The organism is Sphingopyxis sp. Soil_C_28 (assembly GCF_057657055.1).
The window spans coordinates 310,125-337,114 of sequence record NZ_JBDGJE010000002.1; the positions used below are offsets into that span (position 1 = coordinate 310,125).

The following is a 26,990-nucleotide window of genomic DNA, read 5'->3' on the forward strand; positions in this document are numbered from 1 at the left end:
CGGCCATCTTGCGTACCGACATAGTTTGGATCGCGACAAGTGCTCCCAACGCGTCGTTCGAGTTTAATGACACTCGGCGCTCCCTAATGACCCTGAAGATGGATTTATGACGCCGCGACAGTCGCGTGGGCAAAGTCCGCTGGGGCGAACATGGCCATGACGTTGGGAAGTGACCTCGCCGACAGGCGCTCTCAATTATCGGAAGAGGCTTGGGATTTTGTTCGGTCATATTGAAAAGGTGGCGCGGTCAGCCGTGTCTTGTACCTTCACTCTGCAAAATCGCCGCCGAACCGTTGCTGGGTATCGCCAGCGAATGCGGGCGGTGAAGCAGGCGGTCAGTCGACAACGAATTTGCTGATCGCATCGAGCGCTTCAGGCGCGCGCACAATCTTATTGTGCCCGTAGCCGCTGGTCTTAACGCCGACAGCACCCGGCCAATGCGCAAGCAGTCGGCCAAAGTCGGTGTGACGGACGCGTTCATCGTCGCGGTCGTAAATGGCGAGCAACGGCGTCCCGTGCTCGGGCTCGTAGGCGCCCCCGCTGGCGAGGTGCGACCAGCTCGTGCGGAACTGGTCCGCGAGGATCGCCTTGATATGCCCCAAAGCATCATCGGTCGCTCCGTTTTTGCGCATCGTTTCGAGCGGAACATAAGGGTAGAAGGGGGCCGCGATCACCGCATATTTCTTCGCTCGGACGCCGTGGATGTCGCGCGCGCGCATCATCGCGAGACCGCCAGCCGAATGGCCGATCATTGCGTGCAGGTCTTCACCCAGATACTCAGCGGCCACGCGCGTGTCTTCAATGAAGGTGAAGAAGCCGATCTTCTCTGCGCGCGACGCGCCATGGCCGCCGGCATCGAAGAAGACGGCGCGAAATCCCCGTTTTGCGAGGGTGTGGGCGAGCGGTGCCATCTGAACCCCGCGCCCTGAATAGCCATGGACCAGCAGCACAAGTGGCCCCGCACCGATCGACCAGCCGATGCGGCTGTTATCTGGGCCGAACCAGAATGTGTCGAGATCGGTAAGAAGTGCTTCATCCTGCGGTCGCATCGCCAAAGGCGTCGAAGCGCCAAGACCGGCGGCGAGCATACCGGCAAGCTCAAGGCCGGGGTCGGAGAAGGCATAATCCATCATGTCATCCTTTGGCTGTGGAAGACATTGCAATCCTGATTTGATTTAGACCAGTCAATATAATATGTAGAATGGGTTTTAGGGAGATTCACATTGGCACCGCCCCAAAAGCATCGCCAGCCGATCATCGAGGCGGCAGTGCGCCTGTTTCGTCAAAGCGGGTACAGCGCCACGGGGGTCAACGACATCGTTGACCAGAGCGGAGCACCCAAGGGTTCGCTCTATTATCATTTTCCACACGGCAAGCCGTCGATCGCGGCTGCCGCGATCGAAGAAGCCGGACGCCGGGCCGCTGTGACGCTCGAAGAGCTCGCCGGCGGGTCGGCTGCTCCGGCCGCGATCATCAAGGACCACGCCGCGCTGCTTGGGCAATGGATGGCGAAGTCCAACTATCGTGACGGCTGCCCGATGACCACCGTGCTGCTCGAACTCGCACCGCAGGACCGCGCGATCGCCGAGGCTGGGCGCAAGGCTTATCGCGCGCGCAACGCCGTGCTTGAGGCGGCGCTGAGCGATGCAGGATTTGCGCCGTCGCGGGCCCGCAGTCTCGCGATTCTTGTGACCTCGGCCTTGCAGGGCGCGCTCATCCAGGCGCGCGTGGAACGAAGCGCGGAGCCGCTGCAAAAAGCTGCCGAGGAGCTCGCCCGCTATGTCGAAAGTGAGGCCGCCCGCTAGCAGGCGCGACATCGCTCGCGAGCTTGCGCTCGTCGCGAATGAAGTGAAAACGGGATGCTCCCTGAGGCACGCCGCTGGCAATTATCGAGGTGAGACCCGACAAAAAACTCTCGTTCCCAAAACGTTGTTCTGGCGTGCCGATCGCGCTGCGCCGCGCACCGTCCATTAGTTGGCCGTGGACCAAGTTGACAGGATGATCTCGCGGTCTGCGCGATCCTTGCTTTGGAATCTCACGGTCCAGTTGCCCTTGGTGATTGCCCGGTCGACGAATATGGACCGGAAAATCTGCCTTGCCTCGGGCGTGTCGCTCAGGTTGGTGCCGACCACCGCGCCCGTGCCATCGATCAGCGTCACCGAGACCGTGCTCGCGGCCACGAAGGTCAAGCCGAAGTTTTTGGCATCGTTTACCGGGATCGAGACATTCAGCGTTTGACCCGGAGCGATCATCACGACCTTGGAAACGTCGGGCATGACGGAGACGACGTCATCGGGCTCTTCGACACCCAATATCATGAGGCGTGCTGGCGCATGCGCGCTCCCGCCTGACGATGACGGTTCGCCTGCCGTCTGTTTGCCCGGCCCGAGTGCTACGCGCGGCTTCACGAAAGAGCCGAAAGGCTCGGTACCGGTCATGCTGGTATGCAGGATCGATTGTGTTTCATTGTCCGTGATCGTCCATTTTGCAGAGGGCTCGGCGACCACGCCGTCGTTGCGGCTCAGCATCCGGCATACGGGCGGCAGCGGGTTTCCGGCAAGGATCGAGAAAGGCACTCCCTTGCTGTTGCTGTTCTCGGCGTTGAACCTCAGAACGTTGATCGGCCGAAGCTCGCGCAGCGCTTCCATCGACCGGCCGGCGAGTTCCAGCGGGACGCTGATCAGGTCAGCGCAGCTGCTACCCTTGTTGGGCGTGCCCAGCATGACCAGATGCGACACCTGAGGCTTGCCATCGGGGTAGGTCGGCATCGTCGCATGGATGTAGCGCCGGCTGATCAGCCCGCCCATTGAGTGCGCGACGAGATCGACATGCCATGCATTGCGGTCCTTTTGGGCATAACGGACATAATTGCCGAGCTCGACGGCATTTTGCGCGATCGTGTTTGTCGGCCCGAAATTGCCCATCTCCTCGCCGGTGTTCATCCGGCCATGTTCGGGCTTCTCGCCGACGGGGAAGGCTTTCCAGTCATAGCTGTGGCTGGTGGTCAGGATGTTCTGCCAAGGCTCCCACGCGCGCCAGTTCGACCAGAGACCGTGCACGAGCACGAGCGGCTTCGGCGCGACCTTCAGGCTGCGCGTCATGTCGTCGACCTTCTTGCCCTTGTCCTCGACCTCGGCCTTGATGCGCTGCATGATCCGCGGCCGGCCGTCGTCGAACCAAGCATAGCCCGAGCTGTCCCATTTGAACTGCACTTCGCGCTGCTCGCCCGCGGGCACGGTGACCGAGACCTCGCCGAGCAGCCCGTCGGGCTTGGCGCCGTCCCATTTGTCGCCCTTGTACGTGTCGCGGAACTTCACCGTCGCCGCTTTCGCATCGGGGCTGTCGTTTGCGACGACGGCGGTCAGGCGCACGATATTGCCATCGATCGTGCCGACCTGCTCAACGATCTCTTTCCAGGCGTCCCAGGTTGGGAAACGCATGTCCTCGAACTTCACATCGACGAGGCGCAGGTCGCCGCCGCAGCGACGCAGGTTCCAGCGCAGCGTTTCGGTCACGCCGAACGAAGTAACCGAATGGGCGCCCGACAGTTGGTTGGGGTTGGATGGTTGCATCCGGTCTTCGCCGCTGCTCGAGAAGTGCATCGCGTCGACCGTTGTAGGCATATCGGAAACCTGCTGGTTCGTGGCATCCTTGCGCTTGCACTGGCCGCTGTAGCTCGCGGAATTTGATCCCGAGGCGGTTCCTTGTACCTCCGGTAGTCGGACGCTGACCGTATAGGTGCCGCCGGTGTCGGTCGTGATGTCGACACCCGCCTCTAGCCCGCTTGCATTCGCCCGTGTCTGGCTCTTGCTGACGGAGTTGCCCGACATCTGGCGCATCGTGCGCTCATGGGGGCAAATCATCTGGTCGTTCGAGTTTATCGTCTCGGTCGAGACCGAGCTCAGGTTGATATTCGCCAGGCCAAGACTGTATTCAGCGCCAGGCGCCGGCCGGACCGCGATCTGGGCCGTATAGTCATAGTTCATCGACCAATCGGTCGTCTGAGTTCCCTTGCCGGAGACGCGGGTCACGGTCTTGGAATTGCTGTTGGCCTGGTGCCGCGCATATTCGACCGTTCCCGACCAGCCACCCGTGCATTGGGCGGCCGCGGAGACTGCGACGGGAGTTGCCGCGCCGGACAGCATCAATCCGGCCGCGAGTGCCTGCAAGGTGCGCAAGCTTGTCATGGAGATATCCTTTGGTTGCTGCTGCGCCGTTCGCTGGCGGCGTGGGCCGGTCAGTAGACCTCGTTCCACCCCTCGGACCCGGCGAATTGATTGGCGTAACCCCAGCACAGCAGACCCGGCCTTTCTGCCGAGGCGCTTCCCTTGGTGAGCCGATAGAGGAGTTGACGGCATCGGAAGCCAGCAACCGGCTCTTCGCTTACGATGGTCAGCGATCCCTGCGCTTCGACGCCCTGCCAGCGATGGACATGGCCAATCGGAAATTCGCCGAGAATATGCTTCGAGCCGTTAGAAGGTCGCGGAGTTTCATCGCGTGGAAATTTGGGCCAGCTGTCGTGGGCAAAGCCGCCTTCACAGCTTGTGCAGCGAACTTTCCCAAAGTCAGTATAGGCTTTTCTCACGGCATCGAAGTCGGCCGGACGCGGCAGTTCGCTTGGGTAAGTTGCTTTGGGCGACGATGCTTTTTTGGCAGTGGCAGGAGCATTTGCAGGCGCCGTTTTTTCGGCGACCTTCTGCGGCGCCTCGACAATGTGATCGGCCAGACGCTTGAGGAAGCCCTGCCCGAGGGCCGGCGAAGGCAGTGCGAGGAGAAGCGCGGCACAGCTGGCCGCCGGGATCAGGGTTCGCATGTCAGTCCCTTTTTGTGTTCATTGGAAGTCCAGAAGTGGGCGAACTCGCGCACCCGGAGGATGCCCGCGCTCAACATGTGTTGCGCGCGGGCGGGGCGTGCCGGCGGAGGGGGGGGATTCTGCCGGCACTCCTTACCGACGCAATCAGCCTTCGGGCTTCGCTTCGGCTTTTGCGCCGGCTTCGGGTTTGGCTTCAGCCTTGGCGCGCGCCTCGGGCTTCGCCTCCGCTTTTGCCCGCGCTTCGGGCTTGGCCTCGGCCTTTGCGCGGGCTTCCGGCTTGGCTTCGGCCTTTGCCAGTGCGGGCATGGGCAGGCCAAGGGCGATCGCAGCGGCGAGGAAGGGGAGTTTGCTCATGATAAGGCTCCATCGTCGGTGAGGGGAGCAGAGACACCGGCCTCTCGCCGGAGGCGGAGGACAAGGCCGGTCGTCTCTGCGCGGCTCGATGCCGCGACAGTCACGCTATGGGAGTTTGGATGCCAGCGCTCCGCGCTTGCTTCTAAACCAGATCGTCGTGCGACATGGCCGCTGCTGCGTCGACCAAAGCGGACACCGGTGCGACGAAGGCGTCAGGACAGGCCAAGCCGGTCGAGCACGGCCCGGACATAGCTCGGCCCGACCTGCGCGACCGCGCCATCCTCCATTTCGAGCGCTATCAGTCCCTTGCCGAGCCGCTGCACCGCTTTCACCAGCGCGGGCCGGATGAAGGTCGACCGATGTACCCGCATCAAAAGTGACGGATCGAGCAGCTGCTCCAGCGCCGTCATGGAAATGCGGTGGATGTAGCTTCGCGTCGAGGTGTGGAGCAGTACATAGTCGCGCGCCGCCTCGACCCATTCGATCTGCGCGATGGGGAGGCGAAGGTTGCCGCCGGCGACCTGGACCCAGATCGCCTCTTCGCGAATTTCCGCGGGCGGGGCGCCTGCAATCCGGTCGACCGCATCGCGCATCGCCCGCCGCCGGCGCGCCCGCTCGACCGCCTGGCGCAGCCGGTCGAAGCGCACGGGCTTCAGCAGATAGTCGGCGGCATCGACCTCGAAGGCGTCGGGTGCATATTGTTCGAACGCGGTGACGAAGATGATTTCGGGGCGGGGGTCGGCGACGAGATCGGCAGCAACGCGGATGCCGCTCTTCTGCGGCATCGAGATATCGAGCATGACGAGATCGGGCCGAAGCGCCGCGATTTGTTGTTCGGCTTCCTCGCCTGTCGTTGCGGTCCCGACTACCACCACATCGTCGATGTCGCCGAACAGCGTTTCGAGACGCCGAAGCGCCAGCGGCTCATCGTCGACGAGCAGGACGTGCAGCGCGCTCATGCCACCAACTCGTCTCTGCGACGTGTGAGCGGTAGCCGTGCGATCGCAAGAAAACCGCGTTCTCGTTTCAGCGTTTCGAGGCTGCCCCGGTTGCCATAAAGCGTCTTGAGCCGCTGGCGGACATTGGCGATGCCGACGCCCGTGCCCGGCCTTGCGTCCTTTTCCTGTCCGGTGCCGTCATCCTCGACCGAGACGAGCAGCATGTCGTCGTCGCTCGACGCTTCGACCTTGATCGTCACTGGCACGGCGGACGGCGCGAGTGCGTATTTGATCGCATTCTCGATCAAGGGCTGGAGAAGGAAGCCCGGCACCAGCGCGCTGTTGAGCGCGGGCGGGCAGACGAATTCGACCGCGAGCCGCTCGCCGAAGCGGACGCTTTCGATCTCCAGATAATGTTGCAGCGTCGCGAGTTCGTCCTCGAGCGGCAGCAGGGCATCGGGCTGCGACGACAGTGTCGCGCGCAGGAATTCGGACAGCTTGGCGAGCATCGCGTCGGCTGTCCGATATTCTTTCGTGACGATCAACGACGAGATCGCGTTGAGGGTATTGAACAGGAAATGCGGGTTAAGCTGATAGCGTAGAGCCGCAAGGCTGGCGGCGCTCGCGGCCGCCTCGGCGCGGCTTGCCGCCTCGCGCGCCACGGCCAGCTCCAGTTCGCGTTCGCGCGTGAGCTTGTTCGCCTCGATCACTGTGAAGGCGGCGCCAAGCAACGCGAACTGCCAGACGAGTGCGATGAAATTGTTGGTCGCGCGTAGCGCAAAGGGCGCCGATTTCTGAGGCGACACGACGAGCCGCCCGATCCACTCGCCGGTCGCCGCGTCGATGAGCGCGAGCGTGCCGGAGGCAAGGACCACCGCCGCTCCCATCGCGGCGAGGCGCACTGCCATATTGCGGCGTCGCGTCGCTCGCACCGCCCAATAGACGCCCCCCGACAGTAGCGTGCCCATTACGCAGATGTTGATGACCGAGACCGTGACATAGAGGCCGGCGCCGCTGAACACATGATAGGGGATGATGTAGAGCACCCCGGACAAAATCCAGGTCGCGGCGACCAGATAGATGGTCTGACGATGTTCGGGCTTCAGCTGCATGGCAATTCCAATGTGTAGTTCGCGCCAAGCATAAAGGAAGTGCTCGCGGTTGACGCCCTTGCTCGTCGCGCCGGTGTCCGCCTTCGTCGCGCGACAATCGACTCCGGCGAGGCGATATCGGCCTTGGTCGCAGAGGCGTAGAGCCTGCCCCAAACCCGTCATAACCGGTCCCTGTTCGCGGCACCCGCCGCCAGGAGATCGGCCATGGCCCTCACGCGTTATCGTTATAGTCTGGTCGCATTCGGCCTGCTCGGCGCACTGATCGTTGCCGAGCAGGCGCGTGCGACCGCCACCGAACAGCCTGGCGCTGTCGCCGCTCCGTCGGCGGTCATGCAAACGCTCGAAATTCTGCCGTCGGGCCATCCCGTTGTCCAGGTGAGCGTCGACGGCTCGGCGCCGAAACGCTTCGTCATCGACACGGCGGCGAGCAGCACCACGATCATGCCGAAGCTGCGCGCAGAAATGCCCGGGCTGATTACGAAGCTGTCGGACATTCCGCTCAACGGGGCTGCGGGCCGGAGCGACGTCGAAACGACGGTGGTAGGCCAAGTCCAGGTTGCCGGGCACGTCTTTCGTTCGCCCGAACTGATGCTGCTTCCGCCCGGACCGACGGATCATCTCGGCGTCGACGGCATATTGGGCGCCGACATCATTGCCGACTTTGCGGTCGAGTTGGATATGCCGGGCGGCCGCTGGCGCATGACGCCGAAGCTTGAGGTCGGGATGCTCGACGGTCTCACGTCGTCGGTTCCCTTCACACTCGACGACATGCGCGCGCCGCGCCTGACGGTCCGCCTGAACGGCGTCGAAGTGCCTGCGATTCTCGACACGGGAGCGCGCGGCACGATCATCAACTGGGCGGCGGCAAAGGCGATCGGACTATCGCCTGACAGCCCCGGTCTCGCCAAGGCGTCGGACATCAAGGGCGCGACGAACCATGCGACCGCGAGTGTCCAGGCGTCGGTCGACGTGCTGACGATCGGTGAGGCAAGGGTCGAGGGCCGCAAGGTGCGCATCGCCGATCTTTCGGTGTTTAAGGTGCTTGGCTTCACGCTCGAACAGCCCGCGGTGATCCTGGGGATCGACATGTTCGCCGACCGACGCTTCGTGATCGATCATCCGGGGCTGCGCCTCCATATCTCGCCGCCGACCGCGTCGGCACCGAAACAGCCCTGACCAGCGAGGGAGCTCGTACCATGAAGATGATTCTGACCGGCAGCGCCGCGCTCGGCGCACTCGCCATCTCTGCAGCCGCCCTTGCGCAACAGGCGCCCAAGCCCAAGATCGAGGCTGTCTATTGGCTGTCCGCCGAAACCGTTTCAGGCATGGCGACCGGCCGGCCTGCGGGCGTCGAGAAGAATCTGTCGCTCCAGCTCGGCTCGACGCGGAGCAGCACAGCTCCCAGCGCCGAACATCTGCCGCCGCAGGGCCTGCGCGCCGGCGAGCGCCTCCCGCTCGTCTCGCCGAGCAAGGGTGTGCCCAAAGCCGATAGCAAACCCGATTACCGGCCCGGCACGCCGGACAAGCCCAAGGGGCGGATCGAGCTATACTGGGGCTGCGGGGAAACCACTCCCTCGGGACAGCCGGTGGTCATCGACCTTGCGACGATGAAACCCGGCGCGGCGTCGCCTTTCGGCGCGATTCCCGATGTGAAGGCGATGGTGCCGCCGTCGGCGGGGCGCCACGCAACCTATGGTGAATGGCCGGGGGGCAAGAACGGCACCCGCGTGCCCCGCGCGGCCTCGCTCGTCGGCGATCATGTCGTGCAGGGCAATTATTCACCCGAAATGCGCTTCGCCGTTGCCGGCGGAAACGACTTTCTCGCGCCGCTCGCGCCGCAAAGTGCCAAGCTTGCGTCGGGCGCGGTCAAGGTGAGCTGGCCCGTGCTCGCCAATGCCCGCGGCTATATCATGACCGTCACGGGCGCGCGCGATGACGGCACGATCGTCATGTGGACCTCGAGCGCGGTGCGTATGCCCGGCATGGCGCTGCCCGATTACCTCGAGCAGGGCGACATCGCCCGCCTCGTCCAGCAGCGCATGCTGCTCGCCCCCGAGGCCACCGAATGCGTCGTCCCCTCGGCGGTGGGCAAGGCTTCGGAATCGTCGATGCTGATGATGACCGCTTATGGACCCGAGGGAAATTTCGGCTCGCCGCGCGAGGCGCCCGCGGGCTGGGGCGTCAAGCTGCGCACCAAGGCGAGACATATGTCCATGCTCGGTGTCGATGTCGCATCGCTGATGGCTGGCGGCGGCGGTGATGACGCCGAGAGCGACGCGCCTGCGCGCGACGCCAAGCCCAAAAAGAAGCGCGGCCTGCTGCGCGGCGTCATCGGCGGCGCGCTGGGGTTGCCCGGTTGAGGGCCTGCAAACCAAGAAAGTTCGAGCGATGAAAATTACCCTCTTGAAGCTTGCCCTTCTCGGCCTGTTCGCCGCGGCACCCTCCGCTCCCGCAGCGCATGCCGCGGCGGGCGATAGCCGGGCACCGAAGAAATTGATGGAGCGCTGGACGGCCGCAACGCCGAATCCCGGGACCGGTCTGCCCGGATGGTATTCGAAGGCGCCCGACGTCCACGTCCATCAGCCCCGCAATCTCGCGAAGATCCCGATCGCCGAGATCGACCTGCTGCGCCGGCGCGCGACGGTCGCCTTCAATGCGCTTATGCAGCAACCCTCGCTCCGCGACGTTCGGGGAACCAGCCTGCACGCCGATATCAACATCTCCGTCGTGCCGACGCTCGATGGCGTGCGGCTGGTCGGGGCGACCTTCACCCTCCGGGCCAAAAGCGTGATCGATGGCAACCCCGACACGATCCAACGCGACGGGCGCTATCTCACCCCGTCGGAAGAGGGCGCGGTGCTGAGCGTCTTCCTCAATCCTTATGACATGATGGCGCGCCGACAGGTGCAGGCCGAGGGCGTGCAGCGCAGAAGTTTTCAGGTGCGAACCGGGTCCGCCTTCGGAGTGTATGTCGCCGACCGCCTCCCCGATTATGACCCCAATTCGGAATATGCCTGGGGCCCGCGCCCGCTCGCGCTGCAACTGCAGCACGACCGAAGCTGGTATCAGCCGGGCGCTGCGGGCGTGCATCCGCTGCTCGTTCACATGTCGAGCTATTCGCACGAAAATGACGACCTGCGCAGTGACCGGCTGAGCCCCGAGCGCCCCGCCGCGCGCCTCGCCGCGGCGATGTTCATGACCGATTGGGAAGATGTGCAACGCCGCATGAAGGAGATAAATTGATGAGCCGCTTGATCCTCACGACGCTCGGGCTCGCGCTTGCCGCCGCACCGGCCACATCCTTGGCCCAGCGCACCGACGACAATGCGACGACCAGCGCCGAGGATGCCTTCGGCACCTCGATCGGCGGCGAGCAGATCGGCATCTACAACCCGAACTATGTCCGGGGCTTTTCGGCGGCGGAGGCGGGGAACATCCGTCTCGACGGGCTCTACATTGACCAGCAGGCGGCCTTTTCCGATCGGTTGATCGGGGGCTTGCAGATGCGCGTCGGCCTGTCGGCGCAAGGATATCCCTTTCCCGCGCCCACCGGCATCGCCGAATATGAGCTGCGCAAACCCGGCGTAAAACGTCTGCTGAGCGTCAGTGGGCGCCTCGGGCCGTTTGGATCGAAGGTCCTCGAACTCGACGGGCAGTTGCCGGTCACCGACCGGCTGTCGATCGGCGCGGGCTATGGACTCGTGTCCGACCGCAATCATACGGGTGGCGCGGCGGAATTTCGCACGGCCGCGCTAATCGCGCGCTGGGAGCCGGTCGACGGCGTCGAAATCACGCCTTTCTGGAGCCGCGTCGGCATCGCCGACGAGGAACTGCCGCCGCTGCTGCTGACCGCCGGGGACTTTCTGCCGCCGCGGCTCGACCGGGTGAAGCGGATCGGTCAGAAATGGGCGGCCAACGATGGCGAAACGATCAACGCGGGTCTTGCGACCACGGTGAAAAGCGGCGGCTGGACGCTGAAGGCGGGCGCGTTCCGTTCGATCCTCGATCTTGACCGCTCGCACACGCAGCTGTTTCTCAATGTCCGGCCCGACGGCACCGCCGACGAGGTTGTCATCGCGGAGCCTGGGCGGCGTTCGGCCTCGACGAGCGGCGAGGTGCGGCTGTCGCGTCGCGTCGCCGACGGGCCGCGGCTCCACACGCTGCACCTTTCGATCAAGGGACGCGACCGCGCGCGCGCCTATGGCGGCGGCCGCGAAATCTATGTCGGCAATCATCCGCTCGAGGATCCCGTCGACTTCCCCGAGCCCGTTTTGGACTTTGGGCCGCAGACGCGCGATACCGTCCGGCAGTGGACCGCGGGTATCGCCTATGAGGGACGCTGGAAAGATGTCGGCGAAGTCAGCATTGGCTTGCAGAAGACCGACTATAGCAAGCGGGTGTTCGGCCCCGGCCGGCCCGTCATCACGACGAAGGATGCGCCACTGTTACTGAACGCGACCGCGGCCGTCTACGCCTCGCCGTCGCTCGCCTTCTACGGCAGCTACACCGAGGGGCTGGAGGAAAGCCCCGTTGCGCCCGGCCACGCGGTCAACCGCGACGAAGCGCCCCCAGCGATCCGCACGCGCCAGATCGACGCAGGCCTTCGCTGGTCGATCACACCCGCGATTCGTCTGGTGGCGGGCGTGTTCGAGGTGACCAAGCCCTTCTATTCACTCGACGGCGCAAAGCTGTTCCGCCAGCTCGGCGAAGTTCGCCATCGCGGCGCCGAATTCTCGCTTTCGGGTCAGATAGCACCGGGCCTGACCGCCATCGCGGGCACCGCGCTGATCGACGCCACGCTGTCGGGCGATGCCGTCGATAGCGGACTGCTCGGCAAGAAACCGGTCGCGAGCTTCGGAAGGCTTTCGACCGCGGTGCTCGATTACCGGCCGACCTTCGCGCCAGCCATTTCGGTCGATCTCGTCGTCGAAAGCACGTCGGACCGGGTCGCGAGTACCGATGGCAAGCTCGTTATCCCGGCGCGCGCCATTGCGTCGGTCGGGGGCCGCTACCGGTTCAAGCTCGGCAAGGCGCCGGCAACCTTGCGCGTGCAGGTTGCGAACATCGGCAACAAATATGGCTGGGCGAACGGGTCGTCGGGTATCTACCTCTACAACCTCCCGCGTCGGTTGACCGCCACGCTGACGACAGACCTGGGCTGACGTCCTCGCATCGTGAAATTTTCGGAGACCAACATGCAACGCATTTTGTGCGCGGCCCTTGCCGCTCCCGCCCTTCTGATATCGGCCCATGACGCACATGCTCAGGGGTTTCTGAAACGCCTGGCCGATCGCGCCGTTGAAAAGGTGGAGCAGAATGCGGAAAAGCTCGCCGGCGAAGTGATCAATGGATCGGGCAGACCGCGCCAGGATAAGAGCTCGAATGACGAGGCACCTGTCCCTGTTCAAACTTCGCAGGAGCCGGCGTCAGCTCAGCCCGTTCCCGAAGCGCCCGTGTCAAAAGCACGTTACATCGACAGCCTCAAGACGCCACCCGACGTCGAAGCGAAGAAAGCCGAGTATGACAAATTTGGTGAAGTGAGCTGCAACGACTGCGAAGGCGGAATCGAACTCGATGGCCGCCCGACCTTCCAGTTCGACGAGTTCAGCGGGCGATATAATGAGCGCGCCAAGCGCGCGGGCAGTTGGCCTGTTGGCTACATTCACCGTTGGCAGGGGCGCGCTTCCAAGGGCACGTTGACCGTGACGGCCGAAGAACGGGTCGACGGCTTTCAGTGTCGCCGGCTCGAGTATCGGCTGGAGCGAAGCGGTGCGTCGGTCAGCCGGCCCGGTCTGATCTGCCTTGGACTGGCGAACAGCTCGTCGGATGTCGAAAACTGGCATGAGATTTACTGAGCCGCCGGCCTCGACGTCGGGCTAAGTCCTCTCGGAAGGCTGGCTGCAGATGAAAGGATTTTTGATGAATTTTTTCGCCATCCTTGCCGCCGCAACGGCGATCGCGGCGACTTCAATACTCCATGCCCAGCCGGCGCCGGCGAGCGCCGCAGGCCGCTGGACGCAGTCCAGTAGCAGCAAAGAATTGGTACTTGTCCCGCGCATCAAGCTCCAGCCGAACGTCGGCGTGTCCTATGGCACCAGTCTGGGCGGCACAGCCGGCTATGGTTCGCCTACGCGCACCACCATCGTGACCGAACCGGTTATGATGCAGGTGACGCGTTCCATGACGCTTGAAGTCGGAGAGGATGGCCGTTTTACGTGGAGGATCGTCAAACGCCACGCCGAAACGGAAAAATGCTCGACGACCACGACCGAGGTGAAGCAGGGGCTGCTCACTCAAGGAGGTGGTAAGGCAAGTTTCGCGGTCGAGGATGGCACCGAAAGCTTCGTATCGAGCTGTGGCCGTCAAGGCAGTTCCAAGCTCGCGCGAACATCGGAGCAATATGATGCCCAACTTGGGGGTAGCCGGCTGGTGTTGCAAAGCGGTGCGACCCGCTGGACCTTCTCGCGGGCCTAGGTGCGGATCATTCTATGTCCGCTTTTGCGCAGACCAATCCGAAAGCGGTCCGTCTCAAATCGGCCAAAAATGTTGAGAAGTCGGCCGTCGGTAGAAGCTTGAACCATTGGAAAGCTCCACTCGCTGATGTGGACAAAAGCCACTCAGCTTCGATATCGGACGGCAGCAACGAACGCCGCCAGAGCAGGCGATTGCTGGCGCCGGCTCGGATAGTAGAGATGATAGCCGGGGAACGGCGGGCACCAATCTTCCAACACGGGCGCGAGTTCGCCTGCGTCTATGTGAGACTGCAGATAGTCGCGGGGCAGGTAGCATAAGCCGAGACCATCGACTGCCGCCTGGCGGACTACGGCAATGTCGTTCACGACCAGCTGCCCCTCGACGCGAACGTTCACGGCCCGACCGTCCTTTTCCAGATCCCAGACCGAAATCCCACCTTTGGCCTGGTGTCGGAGATTGATGCAGTTGTGGTTGGCGAGGTCGTCGGGCGTTCGCGGCGATCCATGGGTCGCCAAATATCCCGGTGACCCGGTTATCGCCATTCGCATGTCGGGACCGATGCGTACCGCGACCATGTCCTGAGCGAGCGTCTCACCCAGACGGACGCCGGCGTCGAAGCGCTCGGCAACGATATCCACGAAACCATTGTCTACCGTCAAATCGACGATGAGGTCCGGATAGAGCGGCAGCAACTTCGCCAGGGCGGGCAGCAGGATGCTCTCGGCCGGCTGGTCACCGGTCGTGATGCGCAATGTCCCAGCCGGTTTATCGCGCAGCTCGGTCAGCGCTGCGAGTTCATCGGCGACTTCGTCGAAGCGCGGACCGACACGCTCCAGCAGCCGCTCGCCCGGCTCGGTCGTCGAGACGCTGCGGCTGGTGCGCGTCAGCAGACGGACGCCGAGCCGCTCTTCCAGCTTCCGGATCGTATGGCTGAGGGCAGAGGGCGAGACACCCAGCTTGGCGGCTGCACGCGTGAAGCTGCGCTCGCGCGCCACCGCCAGAAAGGCCACAAGATCCGACATGGTTTCGCGTTGCATCGTTGAATCCTGCTCACAGCCGCATGCCGATCATAGCGGGTAATCCGCATGATGTAGATGGCCTAAATGGGCGGAATGGAAACAACCCACTCCCAGATCCCCGCACGAGAACCCGCGATAGAGCCTTCGACAGCTGGCGGTTGGGCGGCGGTGTTCGCGCTGACCCTCTGCGTGTCGACGCTGATCGCGTCGGAGTTCATGCCCGTCAGCCTGCTGACACCGATAGCATCCGGCCTGGCGGTGAGCGAAGGCCAGGCAGGGCAGGCGATCGCGGTCTCGGGCATCTTTGCCGTGATCACCAGCCTCTTCGTCGCTTCGGCCACGCGAGGCCTTGATCGACGCGCTCTTCTCCTGGCCCTCACCGCCTTGATGATCGTCTCGGGCGCCATCGTCACGTTCGCGCCCAATTATGAGATCTTCATGGTGGGCCGAGCGCTGCTCGGCGTGGTGATCGGCGGTTTCTGGTCGATGTCGACCGCAACCGTCATGCGGCTGGTATCGGAGGATGCCGTCCCACGCGCGCTAGCCTTGCTCAACGGAGGCAATGCGCTGGCGACGACCATCGCTGCGCCATTGGGTAGCTATCTGGGTCAATATATCGGCTGGCGCGGCGCGTTCTTCTGCGTTGTGCCTCTCGCGGCGGTGACGCTCGCGTGGCAGTTCATGACCCTGCCGAGCATGCCGAGCCGCGAGCGGGCAAGCGGCGTCGCGGCTTTCAAGGTGCTTCGTCGCCCGCAAGTGCCGCTCGGCATGCTCGCGGTCGCACTCTTTTTCATGGGCCAGTTCGCGCTCTTCACCTACCTGCGGCCGTTCCTGGAGACGGTCACCGCGGTCGACGTGACCACCTTGTCGCTGATGCTGCTTGGCCTCGGTGTTGCAGGCCTCGCCGGAACTTATGCCATCGGGATCGCGCTCAAGCACGCGCTTTTCGGATTGCTGATTTCGATGCCGCTCGCGATGGCCGCGATCGCCGCCGGGCTTGTCGCCGCCGGCGCATCTGCCGTTGGCGTCGCCATCCTGCTTATGATGTGGGGCTTGATCGGCACGGCTGCCCCCGTCGCCTGGTGGACCTGGGTGAGCAGAGCGTTGCCGGACGAAGCGGAGGCCGGCGGCGGGCTCATGGTCGCAGTAGTCCAACTGGCGATCACTCTTGGCGCCGCATTCGGCGGAATATTGTTCGACGCCTGGGGCTACCAGGCCACCTTCCTCGCAAGCGCAGCGCTGCTCATTTCATCCTCGCTCGTCGCGGTCCTTGCCGCGCGGACCTCGCAGGCCGCAATCGATCATTCTGCTCAAGCCGACGCCGCCAATGCGGCTTCCTGAAACCGGAGAAAACGCATGAAACTTTCCCTGATCAATCGCCCGGCGCCGACTCGCCGAAACCTGATGCGAGGCGGCCTGCTGGCGATCTCTGCGCTTTCGTTCGCCATCGCCCAGCCGACGCTGGCGCAATCTGAACCGAGCCAACCCAATGGAGCACGTATGCAACTCACCCAGACCTGGGACAAAATTTTCCCCAAGAGCGACAAGGTCGATCATCAGAAGGTCACCTTCACCAACCGTTACGGCATCACCCTCGTCGGCGATCTCTATCTGCCAAAGAATCGCGGTGATCGCCTTCTGCCCGCGATCGCCGTCGGCGGCCCCTTTGGCGCTGCGAAAGAGCAGTCCTCTGGCCTCTATGCCCAGACAATGGCTGAGCGAGGCTTTGTCGCCTTGGCCTTCGATCCCTCATACACGGGCGAGAGCGGCGGCGCGCCGCGCAATATCGCCTCGCCCGACATCAACACCGAGGACTTCAGTGCGGCGATCGACTATCTCGGGACGCACGCTTCGGTCGATCGCGAGCGGCTCGGTATCCTCGGCATCTGCGGCTGGGGCGGGATGGCGCTCAACGCCGTGGCGGTCGACAAGCGGGTCAAGGCCGTGGCGGTCAGCACGATGTACGACATGACCCGGGTCATGTCGAAGGGCTACAACGATAGGGTGACGCTCGAGCAGCGTACAGAAATGCTTGAGCAGCTCGGCCGCCAACGCTGGGAGGATGCCGAAAAGGGCGTGCCGGGCTATGGGCCGTCGATGAATGAGCTGAAGGGCGGCGAGGCGCAGTTTCTTGTCGACTATCACGACTATTACAAGACGCCGCGCGGCTTCCACAAAAGATCGGTCAACTCGAACGGATCGTGGACGATCACCACCCCGCTGCCGTTCATGAACATGCCGATTCTGAGCTACATCAAGGAAATCTCGCCGCGGCCGATCCTGTTCGTGCACGGCGAGAACGCCCATTCGCGCTATTTCAGCGAGACGGCATACGCCGCGGCCGCCGAGCCGAAGGAGCTGGTGATTATACGCGGCGCGAACCACACCGATCTTTACGATAAGGTCGATGTGATCCCGTTCGACAAGTTCACGACCTTTTTCGAGCAGCACCTGGCTGGAGGCAAATGACGATACTCCTGACGGTAATTGCCTGTACCCTTCCATTGCTGGCGTGCACACCGGAGTCCCAACAAGGCTCGCCCGCACTAAGCGAGGCGACCGATGTGCGTAGCGCTGCCGCCGATGGTGCGGCGATGGAAGTCAGTCGGAGTGCGGCACGCCCGCCCGCCCGCGGGCCGGACGCATGGTTCACGGGCGCCGTCACCATCACCCCGCTGTTCAACCCGAAAGGACAGTCGCAGGTTGGTGCGGCCTTGTGCGCTTCGAGCCGGGCGCCCGGCCCGCGTGGCACAAGCACCCGCTGGGGCAGCGTCTCGTGGTTCTCGAAGGCAACGGGTGGACCCAGGTCGAAGGCGGTCCGATTGAGGCCATCCATGCCGGCGATGTGGTCTGGTGTCCGCCCGGCGTGCGCCATTGGCATGGTGCGACTCCGACCAGCTCGATGGCCCACATCGCGGTACAGGAAGCCGAGAATGGCTCACCCGTAGAATGGATGGAGCATGTGCCTGACAATCACTATGCGACGGGGCCTCAATAATGCGCCGGGCGGCGATCGCGATCGGCGCCTTGATGCTAGGCGCTTGTAGCCCTCCTGCAGCGTCGAACAGTCCGGGTGTCGAGCCTAAGGGCGACAGCCACGGAGCATCTGCCGCGCAAATGGGTTCGCCGCGCGCTGCAACGGAGAAAGGGCTCAGCATGCATCCGATGGAGATACTGATTGCATCCGAAAGCTCTGAGCTGAGTGCCAAATTGGCGGACAACGAGGCGGGGAGGGCGCTCGCAGCGATGCTACCGCTGAAAATTCAGATGCGCGATCATCTTCGCCAGGAGAAGACCGGCGTCCTCCCGTCGGCGCTGCCCGGCGGCCACCGGCAAACCGAATTTTCGGTCGGCACGCTGGGGTTGTGGGGCGACCGGGATTTCGTGATCTACTATCGGGCAGGGCATGTTCCTGCGCCGGGCATCGTCGTCCTTGGGCAGGTGCGGGGCGATCTCTCCCTGTTCAACAATTCTGACGGCGTCACGATTTCGCTTCGGCAAGCCGACTGACGACCGCTTGGCTCGTCACAGCAAATGGCCGCTTCTTTCGATCTGAAACCTGAAAGCTGACCGACCGCAACCGGCCAAATGCGGGCTTAATAGCGAGACCCGATGTAACCTTCCGCAATAGCCCTGGACACTTCGTTGGCGGCAAGCTTGGTCGCATTGTCGATATGAACATATCGCTGCGTGATGCCGCGAGGTGCGTGCCCTAGGAGCACGCAAATTGTCAGCTCGGAGAAGCCCAACTCGCCGGCGATGCTCGCAAAGGTGTGGCGTAGCGTGTGGAGTGTGACCCCTGCGATGCCCGCGGCGATACAAACGCGCTGCAGTATACGGGGCAGGCCAACAAGATGGCCATCGGAGAATTCGCTCGGGAAGACATAGTCGCAGTTGTCGCGCTTCGGTTGAGACTGGATATGGGCCAGTGCGGCGGCGCCGATCGGTCGTACTTGCGGTCCGGTCTTGGTATCGGGGAACCGGACACATCCCGTCATGTCATCGACCCATGCCCATTGCAGGCCAAGGGCTTCCATGCGCCGGAACCCTGTGAGCAGGATCAGCCGGATTGCGGCGACAGCCACCGAACTCTCCGCTTCATGCTGGTTCAGCGCTTTGCCGAAGCGTTTGAGCTCATCGACCGACAGGCGGCGATCGCGTTTCACCTCCATCGATATTTTGCGAACCCCGCGCGCGGGGTTCGCCTCGATCACCTTCCATCGAGCGGCCTGTTCGAAGATCGTATGGAGCATCCCAACGGTCCTGCCGGCGACGCCAGCGCCCCCGCTCGTGATACCGCCACGGCCGTTGCGGTCTTTGGCAGTCTTCCCGTCCTTGATGTCGGCTTGGAAGCGCTCGAGATCGGCGATCGACAGTTTCTCGACGGATCGATTGCCGATGAGCGGTTTGACATGCCGTTCTATCCGGCTGCGATCTAGGGCCAGCGTCGATGAAGCGATAGGCTTCCTTCTGCGCCCGAGAAGACGACCCGCCTCCGCATCTTTCAAATACCAGTCGCACACTTCATTGACTGTCGACCCGCTCGGACGAGCCAAGGCCGGATCCTCGCCGGCAGCCACTACACCCAATCGGACCTTCGCGAGATCGCGCGCCTGCTCGACCGTCATGATACCGAAGCGTCCGAGATTGATCCGGCGTTTTGTTCCTTCGCTATTGCGATACTGGACGACGAAGGTTTTGAGCCCGGACGGCATCACCCGCACGCCGAAGCCCCTGATCTCGCTATCCCACAGGATGATCTGCTTCTCCGCTGGAGGCTCCAGCGTTTCGACCGTTCGCTTGGTCAGTTTCGCCGTTGGCATGTTCCTTTTCTCCGCACACGGGAGACAATTCTATCAAACCGTCTATGTCTCCAAAAAGTCTCCAACTGAAATCGCATTCCAGAAAAAGAGAGGATAGCCACGCGTAGGCTAAAATCAAGAAATATAAAGAAAATAGTATAGGCGGATAGCGTGGGTTAGAATGTCGTAGGCCGCACTATTTATTGCCAAGGTTGGGGTCGAGGGTTCGAATCCCTCGCCCGCTCCAGATTTTACAAGACTTTCGTGACTTAAAGGCCTTCGGGGTACCGCTCGGGTTACAGCGCCCGGATGCTTGCCGACCGGGGCTATGATGCTGACTGGTGCCGCGACGCCTTGCAGGAAAAGGGCATCACACCCTGCATCCCCGGCCGGAAAATACGGAACAAGACCGTCAAATACGACAAGCGCCGCTACAAACGCCGCAACCGCATCGAGTGTTCGATCGCCTCAAGGACTGGCGGCGTGTCGCAACCCGCTACGATCGGTGTCCGAAGGCCTTCTTCTCCGCCGTAGCCCTCGCCGCTACCGTCATCTTCTGGCTCTGATCAATGAGTCCTGACCCTAGGCCCTTGAGCGAATGGCTGAGCGCCGAGGCGCTGACGCCCAGATCAAGCCCGCCACGGCGAAAGTTTCAATGCTTGGCGATCGCGAGGAAGTAGCTGAAATCGGCCAGGTCGAAGCGACTGATCTTCATGAGACGATTGTGTCGCCCCCGACGACCATTGGCAACTCCGTTGAGCCAAGGTCATCATCTGCACGCCATTTGGCGGCGCCGCCGTTTGATTTCCTCGAGCGGACGCTGCTCACCGTGATCAATCGCATGGGGCCGGTGATCACGGCGCTGTGGTCGCTCGCGTCGCTGCAAGACTTGCGGATCGGTCGCCGATGCCGAACGCTGCGAAGCCACTTGTGGAAGATGGCGGCGGGGCGTTAGGGGTGTGCCATGGTTCGCTGCCTCGTTCCCTTCAATTCGATTGCCCCGCGGAGCCGGAGGTGAAAAGGGATCGACGCACAGACGGCGGACGGCCGACGATGGCCGACGTCGCGCGCGAACTGGGCGTGGCCAAGATCACCGTTTCGCGGGCTTTGTCAGACCAGTCGACGGTGAAGGAAAGCACGCGCACACTGATCCGCGAGACCGCCGAGCGCATGGGGTATCGGCTCAACGTCTCGGCGCGCAACCTGCGGCAACAGCGCACGCGCACGATCGCCGTCGTCATCGAGATGACCCCGTCGCACGAACGCCTGATGAGCGAGCCCTATCCGCTGCTGCTGCTCGGCGGCATCCTGCAGGAACTCACCGCGGCGGGGCAGAATATGGTGCTCACCACGATCGACCTCTTCTCCGAAGCGCCGCCGTCGGCCGACGGCGTGATCCTGCTGGGGCAGGGCGTACACGACGATGCCGCTGCGGTGATCGAGGCGACCGCGCTCCCCTATGTGGTCTGGGGCGCCGCGCATGGGCCGCCCGAACGCGTCGTCGTCGGCAGCGACAATCGCGAGGGCGGGCGGCTTGCCGCCGGCTATCTGATCGGCCGCGGCCGCCGCCGCCTCCTGTTTCTTGGCGATGCCGAACATGGCGAGGCCGAGGACCGGCTGCGCGGGTTCGAGGCGGGGCTTGCCGATTCGGGCGCCGCGATTGTCGCGAATATTCCGTGCGCCTTCACGCTCGCTGCCGGCCGCGAGGCGGTCTCGCCGCTGCTCGAAGGCGCAGAACTCGGCTTCGACGGCATTTTCGCAAGCAGCGATGCGATTGCGATGGGCGCGATCGAAGCGCTGCAGGCAAAGGGGCATGATGTGCCCGGCGCGGTGTCGGTCGTCGGGTTCGACGACTCGCCCGGCGCCGCGCTTTTCTCGCCGCGGTTGACGAGCATCCGGCAGGACTGGGGCGTGGGCGGCGAACTGCTCGCGCAAAAAGTGCTCGACATGGTGGCGGGAAAGGCCGTCGCATCGCACGCAATGCCGGTCGCGCTGATTATCCGCGAAAGCTAGCGATACAGCCAGCTTCTCTGGCCGGGGCCGACGGTTTCCCGCAAAATGGTATCGATACCTTGACATCGATACCATTTTGCGGGAAACCGTCGATCGAGAGCGAAGGCCAAGCAGCCTTCGCCGTGGGTGAGGACGGCGTGGCGATTTTCGAACATCCTGCTGAAGCGATGCGGCTTGTCCGCCGTGGGGATGCCGCGACCGGCGCGCAGGCCGCGGCCATCTTCGCCTTGGCGAACGGCCTCGTCGGCGTCGAAGGCGTGATCGACGAACGCGCCACCGCGCCGTGTGCCTATCTGCCCGATGCCTATATCCGGCGGCCGATCGAGTATCATGAAAGCTTCCCCGGCTATGCGACCGCGACCGATACGCGGATCGCGTGCCCCAGCCCGGTCCTGTTGCGGCTGCACATCGACGCCCAGCCCGTCGAATTCGGCGCGGCCGGGCTTGTCGACACCGAGAGTGCGCTTGATTTCGGCGCCGGCGCGCTGCGCCGCGTATCACGGTGGCAGCTCGCCGAAGGGCGCACCCTCGAAATCGCGGTCGAGCGTATCGTTCCGCTCGCGGGCGGGGCGTGTGTCGCCTCGCGCATTCATATCCGGCCGCTTGATTTCGACGGCCGGATCGAGGCGCGGCTGATCTATGGCGCCGCGCGCGAAAGCAGCGGCGGTGCCGCGGCCGACGATCCGCGAATTTCGGCCCGGCTGCGCCCGGCCTGGGCTATCACTCCCCCCCTTCCGGGCGACCCTTCGTCGGTCACCCGTTTCGCGCAGGATGCCGTCGAGCTCGCCTATCGTCAGCATGTCGCCTGTCCCGATGCCGCCGTTGCGGCGGAGGGCGCGGGGCATGTCGTGCGCTGCGAGCTGGTCGCCGGCGGCACCCTGACGATCGACCGGGTGGTTGCGCTCGCTTCGGCGCGCGGCCGCCCGGTCGATCTCTCGGCATTCGAGAGTGTCGCGACCGATTTCGACACGATCCAGCAAAGTCAGCGCGTGGCGGCTGCGGCGCTGTGGGACGGGGCGGCGTTGGCGATCGACGGCGACGAAGCATTGGCCGCGGCGCTTCGTTTCGACCTGTTTCAGCTCCACCAGTCGGCGAGCCGCGATCAAGATCACAGCATCGGCGCGAAAGGGCTGACCGGCGAGGGCTATGAAGGCCATTATTTCTGGGACGCCGAAACCTTCATGCTCCCCGTGCTCGCGTTGCAGGCGCCCGACAGGGCGCGGACCCTGCTCGCCTATCGCCTCGGCAAGCTCGATCGCGCGCGCGCGCATGCCAGGGCGCTCGGCCATGTCCGGGGTGCGCTTTATCCGTGGCGGACGATCGCGGGCGACGAATGTTCGTCGCACTATCCGACGGGGTCGGCGCAATATCATATCAACGGTGACATCGCTTATGCGCTCGCGCTCTATGTCGCGGCGACGGGCGACGAGGCCTTTCGTGCCGATGCGGCAGAAATGCTGTTCGAAACCGCGCGCATGTGGCTGGAGATCGGCGCCTTCGATGATCGGCGCGGCGGCGCCTTCTGCCTCTATGGCGTGACCGGACCCGACGAATATTCGGCGCTTGTCGACAATGACTTTTATACCAATGCGATCGCGCGCCGCCACCTTGCCTATGCCGCGGAAACCGCAGAGTGGCTGCGCGCAACTGCGCATGAGAACTTCGCCGCTCTGGCCGGCGCGATCGATCTCGATGCGGCCGAAATCGCGAATTGGCGCAAGGCGGCGGACCTCATGTGGTTGCCGGTCGATGCGGCGCTCGGCGTCAATCCGCAGGACGATGCGTTTCTCGGTCGCCCCGAAATGCCCGCCCTAGCGTCGCGCGACGGCCATGGCCCGCTGCTCATGCGCTATCACCCGATGATCCTGTTTCGCCATCAGGTCGCGAAACAGGGTAATGTGGTTCAGGCGATGGCGATGGACCTCGTGCCGATGCCCTTGTCGCGGCAGCGGCGGAATTTCGATTATTATGCGCGGGTCACGACGCATGATTCGACGCTGTCATCTGTGTCCTTCGCGATTGCCGCCGCGCGTCTCGGCGATGAAGATGCCGCGCTCGGCTTCCTGCGCGAATGCGCCTTCGTCGATCTCGAGGACCGGCATGGCAACACCTCGCACGGTTTGCATATGGCGGCGCTCGCGGGCAGCTGGCTCGTGCTCGCGCAGGGATGGGGTGGTCTTCGTCTCGACGGCCCGGTGCCATCGTTCCGGCCGCAGCTCCCCGCCGCGTGGAACGGGTACAGCTTTCGCCTGCAATGGCGCGGCAGCGTGATCGAACTCGCGGTCGATGCCGCAGGCTGCACCTATCGCCTGCTGTCGGGCGCGCCGCTCGACATCGTCGATCATGGCCGCGCGCTGCGCATTGGCAAAGAGCCGGTCTTCGTGTCCCGGCCTACGGTAAAGGGCGTGATTTTCGACCTCGATGGCGTGCTTACCGACACCGCCGAAGACCATTATCACGCCTGGCAGGCGCTTGCCGACCGGCACGGCCTGGCGTTCGACCGCGAAACCAATCACCAGCTCAAGGGCGTCGACCGCGCGGGCTCGCTCCGCCTGATCCTCGATCATGCGGGGGCGGACGTCGATCCTGCGGCGTTCGACGCGATGCTCGCCGAAAAGAACGAACTCTATCGCGCCCGGCTGGCGGACTATTCGCCTGCGAATCTCTTCCCCGGCGTCCGCGACCTTTTTGCGGCCTGCCGCGCCGCCGGCCTGAAAATCGGGCTGGCGTCGGCCAGCCGCAATGCACCCGATGTGGTGCGCCTGCTCGGAATCGCGGAGGAATTTGATTTCATCGCCGATGCCGGCGCGGTTCCGAACGCGAAGCCCGCGCCCGACATTTTCCTCGCCTGTGCCGCCGGCATGGGCCTGTCGGGCGAAGATTGTATCGGCGTCGAAGATGCACGCGCCGGAGTTTCGGCCATCCATGCGGCGGGCATGGTGGCTATTGGCGTCGGGTCAGAAGAGGCGCTGCCCGATGCCGACCTGCACGTCCCCGCCATAGGCGATCTCACGCTCGGCCAGATCCTGTCGGCAGAACAGGAGGCGGCGGCGCGTGGACGCCCGTCAATCAGAACAGATAAAGTGGAGGATATGCCATGATGAAAAGGACCTATCTGCTGTCGTCGATCGCGCTCGCTGCGTTGCCGGCCGCGGCTTTCGCCCAGGAAGCGCCTCAGCCCGACGATGCCGCGGCGGCCAATGAAGAAATCATCGTTACCGGCACCGCCGGCGGCGGCGTCAACCGTCAGGATGCGGCGTTTGCGATCACCAGCATCAATTCGGACGCGATCGATCGCGCCGCGCCGAACAGCACCGCCGACCTGTTCAAGGTCATCCCCGGCGTATCGGCCGAAAGCTCGGGCGGCCAGAATGGCGCGAACATCTTCGTGCGCGGCTATCCCTCGGGCGGCGACGCCGAATTCGTCACGCTGACCGTGCAGGGCGTTCCCTTCTTTTCGCCCCCGACGCTGTCGTTCCTCGAAAACACCCAGCTCATCCGCATCGACGAGACGATCGAGCGTGTCGAAGCCGTTCGCGGCGGGACCGGCGCTTTGTTCGGCAACGGCCAGCCGGGCCTCACCGTCAACTTCGTGCAGAAGGAAGGCGGCCGCGATTTCGAAGGCCTCGTGAAGGCGAGCGTCACCGACTATGGCGACCTGCGCGGCGACATGCTGCTGTCGGGTCCGCTCGGCGAAAACACCAGCTTCATGGTCGGCGGCTATTATTCGCGCGGCAACGGCATTCGCGACCCGCGCTTCACCGCCGAAAAGGGCGGCCAGATCACTGGCAATATCCGCCACGATTTCGGCAAGGGATCGATCCTCGTCTTCGCGCGCTACCTCAACGATCGCGGCCAGTGGCTGCTGCCGATCCCGGTGATCCGCGACGGCAGCAAGGTGCGTCAGTTCGGCAATATCGACCCCGGCACCGGCGTGCTTGCCGGCCCCGAAACGCGGTTCAGCACACTGCCCGACGGCACGCGCACCGATCTCGCCGACGGGCGCGGGGCGAAACTGATCAACCTCGGCACCAATTTCGATTACGAGATCGGCGACGGACTTCAGCTGCGCTACCGCGCCAGCTATCTCAAGGGTGACGCCGACACGACTGGCCTCGTCCCGGCGAGCACCGCGACGACCGCCAACGCCTATGCCGCCTCGCTTGGCAGCGCCGTCGGCAGCCTGACCTACGTCAACGGCGGTCAGGCGGTTGCCGGCACCCAGCAGGTGATCCGTGCCGGTACGTGGATCGTGCGCAAGCAGATCGAGGATTTCACCAATGATCTCGCGGTCGAATGGGAAAGCGGGAGCAACAAGTTCACCGTCGGCGCCTATTATTCGGACTTCTCTTCGGACGACCAGTGGAACCTCGGCAACGTGCATCTGCTGACCGCAGAGAATAATGGCCGCCTGCTCAACCTGACCCTCGCCAATGGCCAGATCGCGACCAACCAGGGATATACGCAGGGCAGTTTCTTCAACGTCAACGCCGCCTATGACGGCCGCGAATACGCCTTTTATGCGATCGACGAATTTCAGATCACGCCCGAATTGCGCTTCGATGCGGGGCTGCGTTACCAGAATTACAAAGCGACCGGCTCGATCGAGAACAACAGTTCGGTCGATACCGATAACAACCCCAATACGCTCTACAACAACGGCACCGCGGTTCTGAACGGGACGTTCCGCAATATCGCGTACAAGAAAGGCGCATGGTCGTGGACTGCGGGTCTCAACTACGACTTCTCGTCGTCGGTCGGTGCCTATGTCCGTTACAACCGTGGCAACACCAATCCCTTCTTCGATAATCTGCGCGACGGGATTTTCGTGTCGCCGCGCGTCGACAATTTCGAGGGCGGGGTGAAGGTGCGCACCGATCTCGTGTCGCTCTATGCCACGCTGTTCCACACCAAGTTCAAGGGGCTGGTAACTTCGGTCATCCAGAATGGTGCGCCGCAGGCGTCGATCGGCGGGGCACGGAGCACGGGCCTTGAGCTTGAGGGACAGTTGCGTCCGGTCGACAATTTCACCATCGCTTTCTCCGGCACCTGGCTTGATGCCAAATATCGCGATTTCTTTGCGGGCGGCGGCACGGTCGACCTCAGCGGCAACCGGGTGCAGCGGCAGCCGAAATGGCAGTGGCGCGTGACACCGTCGTACGACATCGAATTTGGCGATAGCAGCAAGGTGTCGCTCTATTCGACCTTCTCCTATGTCGGTGATCGCTTCTCCGACACCGCGAACACCCAGTCGTTGCCGCATTATTTCAGGATCGATGCGGGTGTGACCGTCGACGTGGGCGATGCGCTGACCTTTGCGGTCACCGCCGACAATCTGACCGACAAGGTCGGGCTGACCGAAGGCGATCCGCGCACGCTGGGGCAGGCGGGGGGCGAAGTCGTGAACGCACGACCGATCCTCGGCCGGTCGTTCCGCTTCAGCGCCGCCTATAAATTCTAAAAGG

General features: G+C 63.7%; 23 protein-coding genes and 1 pseudogene. 16 read left to right on the forward strand and 8 right to left on the reverse strand.

The features are described from left to right. Nucleotides 1–335 precede the first annotated feature (335 nt). Nucleotides 336–1,133, reverse strand: coding sequence for an alpha/beta hydrolase (locus AC3A43_RS09715; RefSeq protein ID WP_487792340.1), 798 nt, complete (start codon nt 1,131–1,133; stop codon nt 336–338). 90 nt (nt 1,134–1,223) lie between these two features. Between AC3A43_RS09715 and AC3A43_RS09720 the strand changes: the two genes are divergently transcribed. Beyond that, nucleotides 1,224–1,805, forward strand: a complete 582-nt coding sequence (locus AC3A43_RS09720) for a TetR/AcrR family transcriptional regulator (protein ID WP_487792341.1) — start codon at nt 1,224–1,226, stop codon at nt 1,803–1,805. A 165-nt stretch (nt 1,806–1,970) separates the two neighbouring features. Here the strand turns inward: AC3A43_RS09720 and AC3A43_RS09725 are convergent, their stop codons facing one another. From AC3A43_RS09725 to AC3A43_RS09745, 5 genes are all read right to left on the reverse strand, one after another. Continuing rightward, nucleotides 1,971–4,187: an esterase/lipase family protein gene (locus tag AC3A43_RS09725; protein WP_487792342.1), complete on the reverse strand. Its 2,217-nt coding sequence runs from the start codon at nt 4,185–4,187 to the stop codon at nt 1,971–1,973. 50 nt (nt 4,188–4,237) lie between these two features. Then, complete coding sequence (locus AC3A43_RS09730) at nt 4,238–4,813, reverse strand: hypothetical protein (RefSeq protein ID WP_487792343.1); 576 nt, start codon at nt 4,811–4,813, stop codon at nt 4,238–4,240. 144 nt (nt 4,814–4,957) lie between these two features. Continuing rightward, nucleotides 4,958–5,167 (reverse strand): hypothetical protein, encoded by a 210-nt coding sequence (locus tag AC3A43_RS09735; protein ID WP_487792344.1) that lies wholly within the window; start codon nt 5,165–5,167, stop codon nt 4,958–4,960. A 212-nt stretch (nt 5,168–5,379) separates the two neighbouring features. Then, nucleotides 5,380–6,126: a LytR/AlgR family response regulator transcription factor gene (locus AC3A43_RS09740; RefSeq protein ID WP_487792345.1), complete on the reverse strand. Its 747-nt coding sequence runs from the start codon at nt 6,124–6,126 to the stop codon at nt 5,380–5,382. Then, nucleotides 6,123–7,217 (reverse strand): sensor histidine kinase, encoded by a 1,095-nt coding sequence (locus tag AC3A43_RS09745; protein WP_487792346.1) that lies wholly within the window; start codon nt 7,215–7,217, stop codon nt 6,123–6,125. Before AC3A43_RS09745 ends, AC3A43_RS09740 begins: the two co-directional genes overlap by 4 nt. Before the next feature lie 204 nt (nt 7,218–7,421). On the opposite strand from AC3A43_RS09745, the gene AC3A43_RS09750 reads away from it, so the two are divergent. From AC3A43_RS09750 to AC3A43_RS09775, 6 genes are read left to right on the forward strand one after another with little or no spacing between them, the layout of a single operon-like run. Continuing rightward, the gene (locus tag AC3A43_RS09750; RefSeq protein WP_487792347.1) at nt 7,422–8,393 is read left to right on the forward strand and encodes a retropepsin-like aspartic protease; all 972 of its coding nucleotides are present in this window, start codon (nt 7,422–7,424) and stop codon (nt 8,391–8,393) included. Between the two features lie 20 nt (nt 8,394–8,413). Further along, on the forward strand, nt 8,414–9,577 hold the full coding sequence (locus tag AC3A43_RS09755) for a hypothetical protein (RefSeq protein ID WP_487792348.1): 1,164 nt from the start codon (nt 8,414–8,416) through the stop codon (nt 9,575–9,577). Between the two features lie 28 nt (nt 9,578–9,605). After that, a complete protein-coding gene (locus AC3A43_RS09760) occupies nt 9,606–10,460 on the forward strand; it encodes a hypothetical protein (RefSeq protein WP_487792349.1) in 855 nt (284 codons plus the stop codon). After that, the gene (locus AC3A43_RS09765; RefSeq protein ID WP_487792350.1) at nt 10,460–12,379 is read left to right on the forward strand and encodes a TonB-dependent receptor domain-containing protein; all 1,920 of its coding nucleotides are present in this window, start codon (nt 10,460–10,462) and stop codon (nt 12,377–12,379) included. The genes AC3A43_RS09760 and AC3A43_RS09765 overlap by 1 nt, the downstream gene beginning before the upstream one ends. Before the next feature lie 33 nt (nt 12,380–12,412). Beyond that, entirely contained in the window at nt 12,413–13,072 is a 660-nt protein-coding gene (locus tag AC3A43_RS09770) for a hypothetical protein (RefSeq protein ID WP_487792351.1), read from the forward strand. Nucleotides 13,073–13,121: 49 nt separating this feature from the next. Then, nucleotides 13,122–13,691: a hypothetical protein gene (locus AC3A43_RS09775; protein ID WP_487792352.1), complete on the forward strand. Its 570-nt coding sequence runs from the start codon at nt 13,122–13,124 to the stop codon at nt 13,689–13,691. Nucleotides 13,692–13,834: 143 nt separating this feature from the next. Here AC3A43_RS09775 and AC3A43_RS09780 read toward each other — a convergent pair whose 3' ends face one another. Continuing rightward, on the reverse strand, nt 13,835–14,728 hold the full coding sequence (locus tag AC3A43_RS09780; RefSeq protein ID WP_487792353.1) for a LysR family transcriptional regulator: 894 nt from the start codon (nt 14,726–14,728) through the stop codon (nt 13,835–13,837). Nucleotides 14,729–14,878: 150 nt separating this feature from the next. Here AC3A43_RS09780 and AC3A43_RS09785 point away from each other — a divergent pair, with 150 nt between their 5' ends. The 4 genes from AC3A43_RS09785 to AC3A43_RS09800 all read left to right on the forward strand — a co-directional run bounded on the left by AC3A43_RS09785 (nt 14,879) and on the right by AC3A43_RS09800 (nt 18,220). Further along, nucleotides 14,879–16,051 (forward strand): MFS transporter, encoded by a 1,173-nt coding sequence (locus AC3A43_RS09785; protein WP_487792354.1) that lies wholly within the window; start codon nt 14,879–14,881, stop codon nt 16,049–16,051. 159 nt (nt 16,052–16,210) lie between these two features. After that, on the forward strand, nt 16,211–17,179 hold the full coding sequence (locus tag AC3A43_RS09790; protein WP_487792355.1) for an alpha/beta hydrolase: 969 nt from the start codon (nt 16,211–16,213) through the stop codon (nt 17,177–17,179). Nucleotides 17,180–17,354: 175 nt separating this feature from the next. Then, entirely contained in the window at nt 17,355–17,708 is a 354-nt protein-coding gene (locus tag AC3A43_RS09795; RefSeq protein WP_487792356.1) for a (R)-mandelonitrile lyase, read from the forward strand. Nucleotides 17,709–17,827: 119 nt separating this feature from the next. Further along, entirely contained in the window at nt 17,828–18,220 is a 393-nt protein-coding gene (locus AC3A43_RS09800) for a cyclophilin-like fold protein (RefSeq protein WP_487792357.1), read from the forward strand. Nucleotides 18,221–18,306: 86 nt separating this feature from the next. On the opposite strand, the gene AC3A43_RS09805 is transcribed toward AC3A43_RS09800, so the two are convergent. Next, nucleotides 18,307–19,533, reverse strand: coding sequence for a site-specific integrase (locus AC3A43_RS09805; RefSeq protein ID WP_487792358.1), 1,227 nt, complete (start codon nt 19,531–19,533; stop codon nt 18,307–18,309). 288 nt (nt 19,534–19,821) lie between these two features. Between AC3A43_RS09805 and AC3A43_RS09810 the strand changes: the two are divergent. The 5 genes and pseudogenes from AC3A43_RS09810 to AC3A43_RS09830 all read left to right on the forward strand — a co-directional run. Further along, nucleotides 19,822–20,078: pseudogene (locus tag AC3A43_RS09810) on the forward strand (transposase); the annotation flags it as partial. Between the two features lie 32 nt (nt 20,079–20,110). Then, nucleotides 20,111–20,467: a hypothetical protein gene (locus AC3A43_RS09815; protein ID WP_487792359.1), complete on the forward strand. Its 357-nt coding sequence runs from the start codon at nt 20,111–20,113 to the stop codon at nt 20,465–20,467. A 59-nt stretch (nt 20,468–20,526) separates the two neighbouring features. Continuing rightward, entirely contained in the window at nt 20,527–21,525 is a 999-nt protein-coding gene (locus tag AC3A43_RS09820; protein WP_487792360.1) for a substrate-binding domain-containing protein, read from the forward strand. A 122-nt stretch (nt 21,526–21,647) separates the two neighbouring features. After that, nucleotides 21,648–24,626, forward strand: coding sequence for a beta-phosphoglucomutase (pgmB, locus tag AC3A43_RS09825; protein ID WP_487792361.1), 2,979 nt, complete (start codon nt 21,648–21,650; stop codon nt 24,624–24,626). After that, complete coding sequence (locus tag AC3A43_RS09830; protein WP_487792362.1) at nt 24,623–26,986, forward strand: TonB-dependent siderophore receptor; 2,364 nt, start codon at nt 24,623–24,625, stop codon at nt 26,984–26,986. The genes pgmB and AC3A43_RS09830 overlap by 4 nt, the downstream gene beginning before the upstream one ends. Nucleotides 26,987–26,990: the final 4 nt, after the last annotated feature.

Excerpts from the sequence above, each read along its gene's own strand:
- AC3A43_RS09715 (WP_487792340.1), bottom strand. The coding sequence starts at position 1,133 with ATGATGGATTATGCCTTCTCCGACCCCGGCCTTGAGCTTGCCGGTATG.
- AC3A43_RS09725 (WP_487792342.1), bottom strand. The coding sequence starts at position 4,187 with ATGACAAGCTTGCGCACCTTGCAGGCACTCGCGGCCGGATTGATGCTG.
- AC3A43_RS09730 (WP_487792343.1), bottom strand. The coding sequence starts at position 4,813 with ATGCGAACCCTGATCCCGGCGGCCAGCTGTGCCGCGCTTCTCCTCGCA.
- AC3A43_RS09735 (WP_487792344.1), bottom strand. The coding sequence starts at position 5,167 with ATGAGCAAACTCCCCTTCCTCGCCGCTGCGATCGCCCTTGGCCTGCCC.
- AC3A43_RS09740 (WP_487792345.1), bottom strand. The coding sequence starts at position 6,126 with ATGAGCGCGCTGCACGTCCTGCTCGTCGACGATGAGCCGCTGGCGCTT.
- AC3A43_RS09745 (WP_487792346.1), bottom strand. The coding sequence starts at position 7,217 with ATGCAGCTGAAGCCCGAACATCGTCAGACCATCTATCTGGTCGCCGCG.
- AC3A43_RS09750 (WP_487792347.1), top strand. The coding sequence starts at position 7,422 with ATGGCCCTCACGCGTTATCGTTATAGTCTGGTCGCATTCGGCCTGCTC.
- AC3A43_RS09755 (WP_487792348.1), top strand. The coding sequence starts at position 8,414 with ATGAAGATGATTCTGACCGGCAGCGCCGCGCTCGGCGCACTCGCCATC.
- AC3A43_RS09760 (WP_487792349.1), top strand. The coding sequence starts at position 9,606 with ATGAAAATTACCCTCTTGAAGCTTGCCCTTCTCGGCCTGTTCGCCGCG.
- AC3A43_RS09765 (WP_487792350.1), top strand. The coding sequence starts at position 10,460 with ATGAGCCGCTTGATCCTCACGACGCTCGGGCTCGCGCTTGCCGCCGCA.
- AC3A43_RS09770 (WP_487792351.1), top strand. The coding sequence starts at position 12,413 with ATGCAACGCATTTTGTGCGCGGCCCTTGCCGCTCCCGCCCTTCTGATA.
- AC3A43_RS09775 (WP_487792352.1), top strand. The coding sequence starts at position 13,122 with ATGAAAGGATTTTTGATGAATTTTTTCGCCATCCTTGCCGCCGCAACG.
- AC3A43_RS09780 (WP_487792353.1), bottom strand. The coding sequence starts at position 14,728 with ATGCAACGCGAAACCATGTCGGATCTTGTGGCCTTTCTGGCGGTGGCG.
- AC3A43_RS09790 (WP_487792355.1), top strand. The coding sequence starts at position 16,211 with ATGCAACTCACCCAGACCTGGGACAAAATTTTCCCCAAGAGCGACAAG.
- AC3A43_RS09795 (WP_487792356.1), top strand. The coding sequence starts at position 17,355 with ATGGTTCACGGGCGCCGTCACCATCACCCCGCTGTTCAACCCGAAAGG.
- AC3A43_RS09800 (WP_487792357.1), top strand. The coding sequence starts at position 17,828 with ATGGGTTCGCCGCGCGCTGCAACGGAGAAAGGGCTCAGCATGCATCCG.
- AC3A43_RS09805 (WP_487792358.1), bottom strand. The coding sequence starts at position 19,533 with ATGCCAACGGCGAAACTGACCAAGCGAACGGTCGAAACGCTGGAGCCT.
- AC3A43_RS09815 (WP_487792359.1), top strand. The coding sequence starts at position 20,111 with ATGGCTGAGCGCCGAGGCGCTGACGCCCAGATCAAGCCCGCCACGGCG.
- AC3A43_RS09830 (WP_487792362.1), top strand. The coding sequence starts at position 24,623 with ATGATGAAAAGGACCTATCTGCTGTCGTCGATCGCGCTCGCTGCGTTG.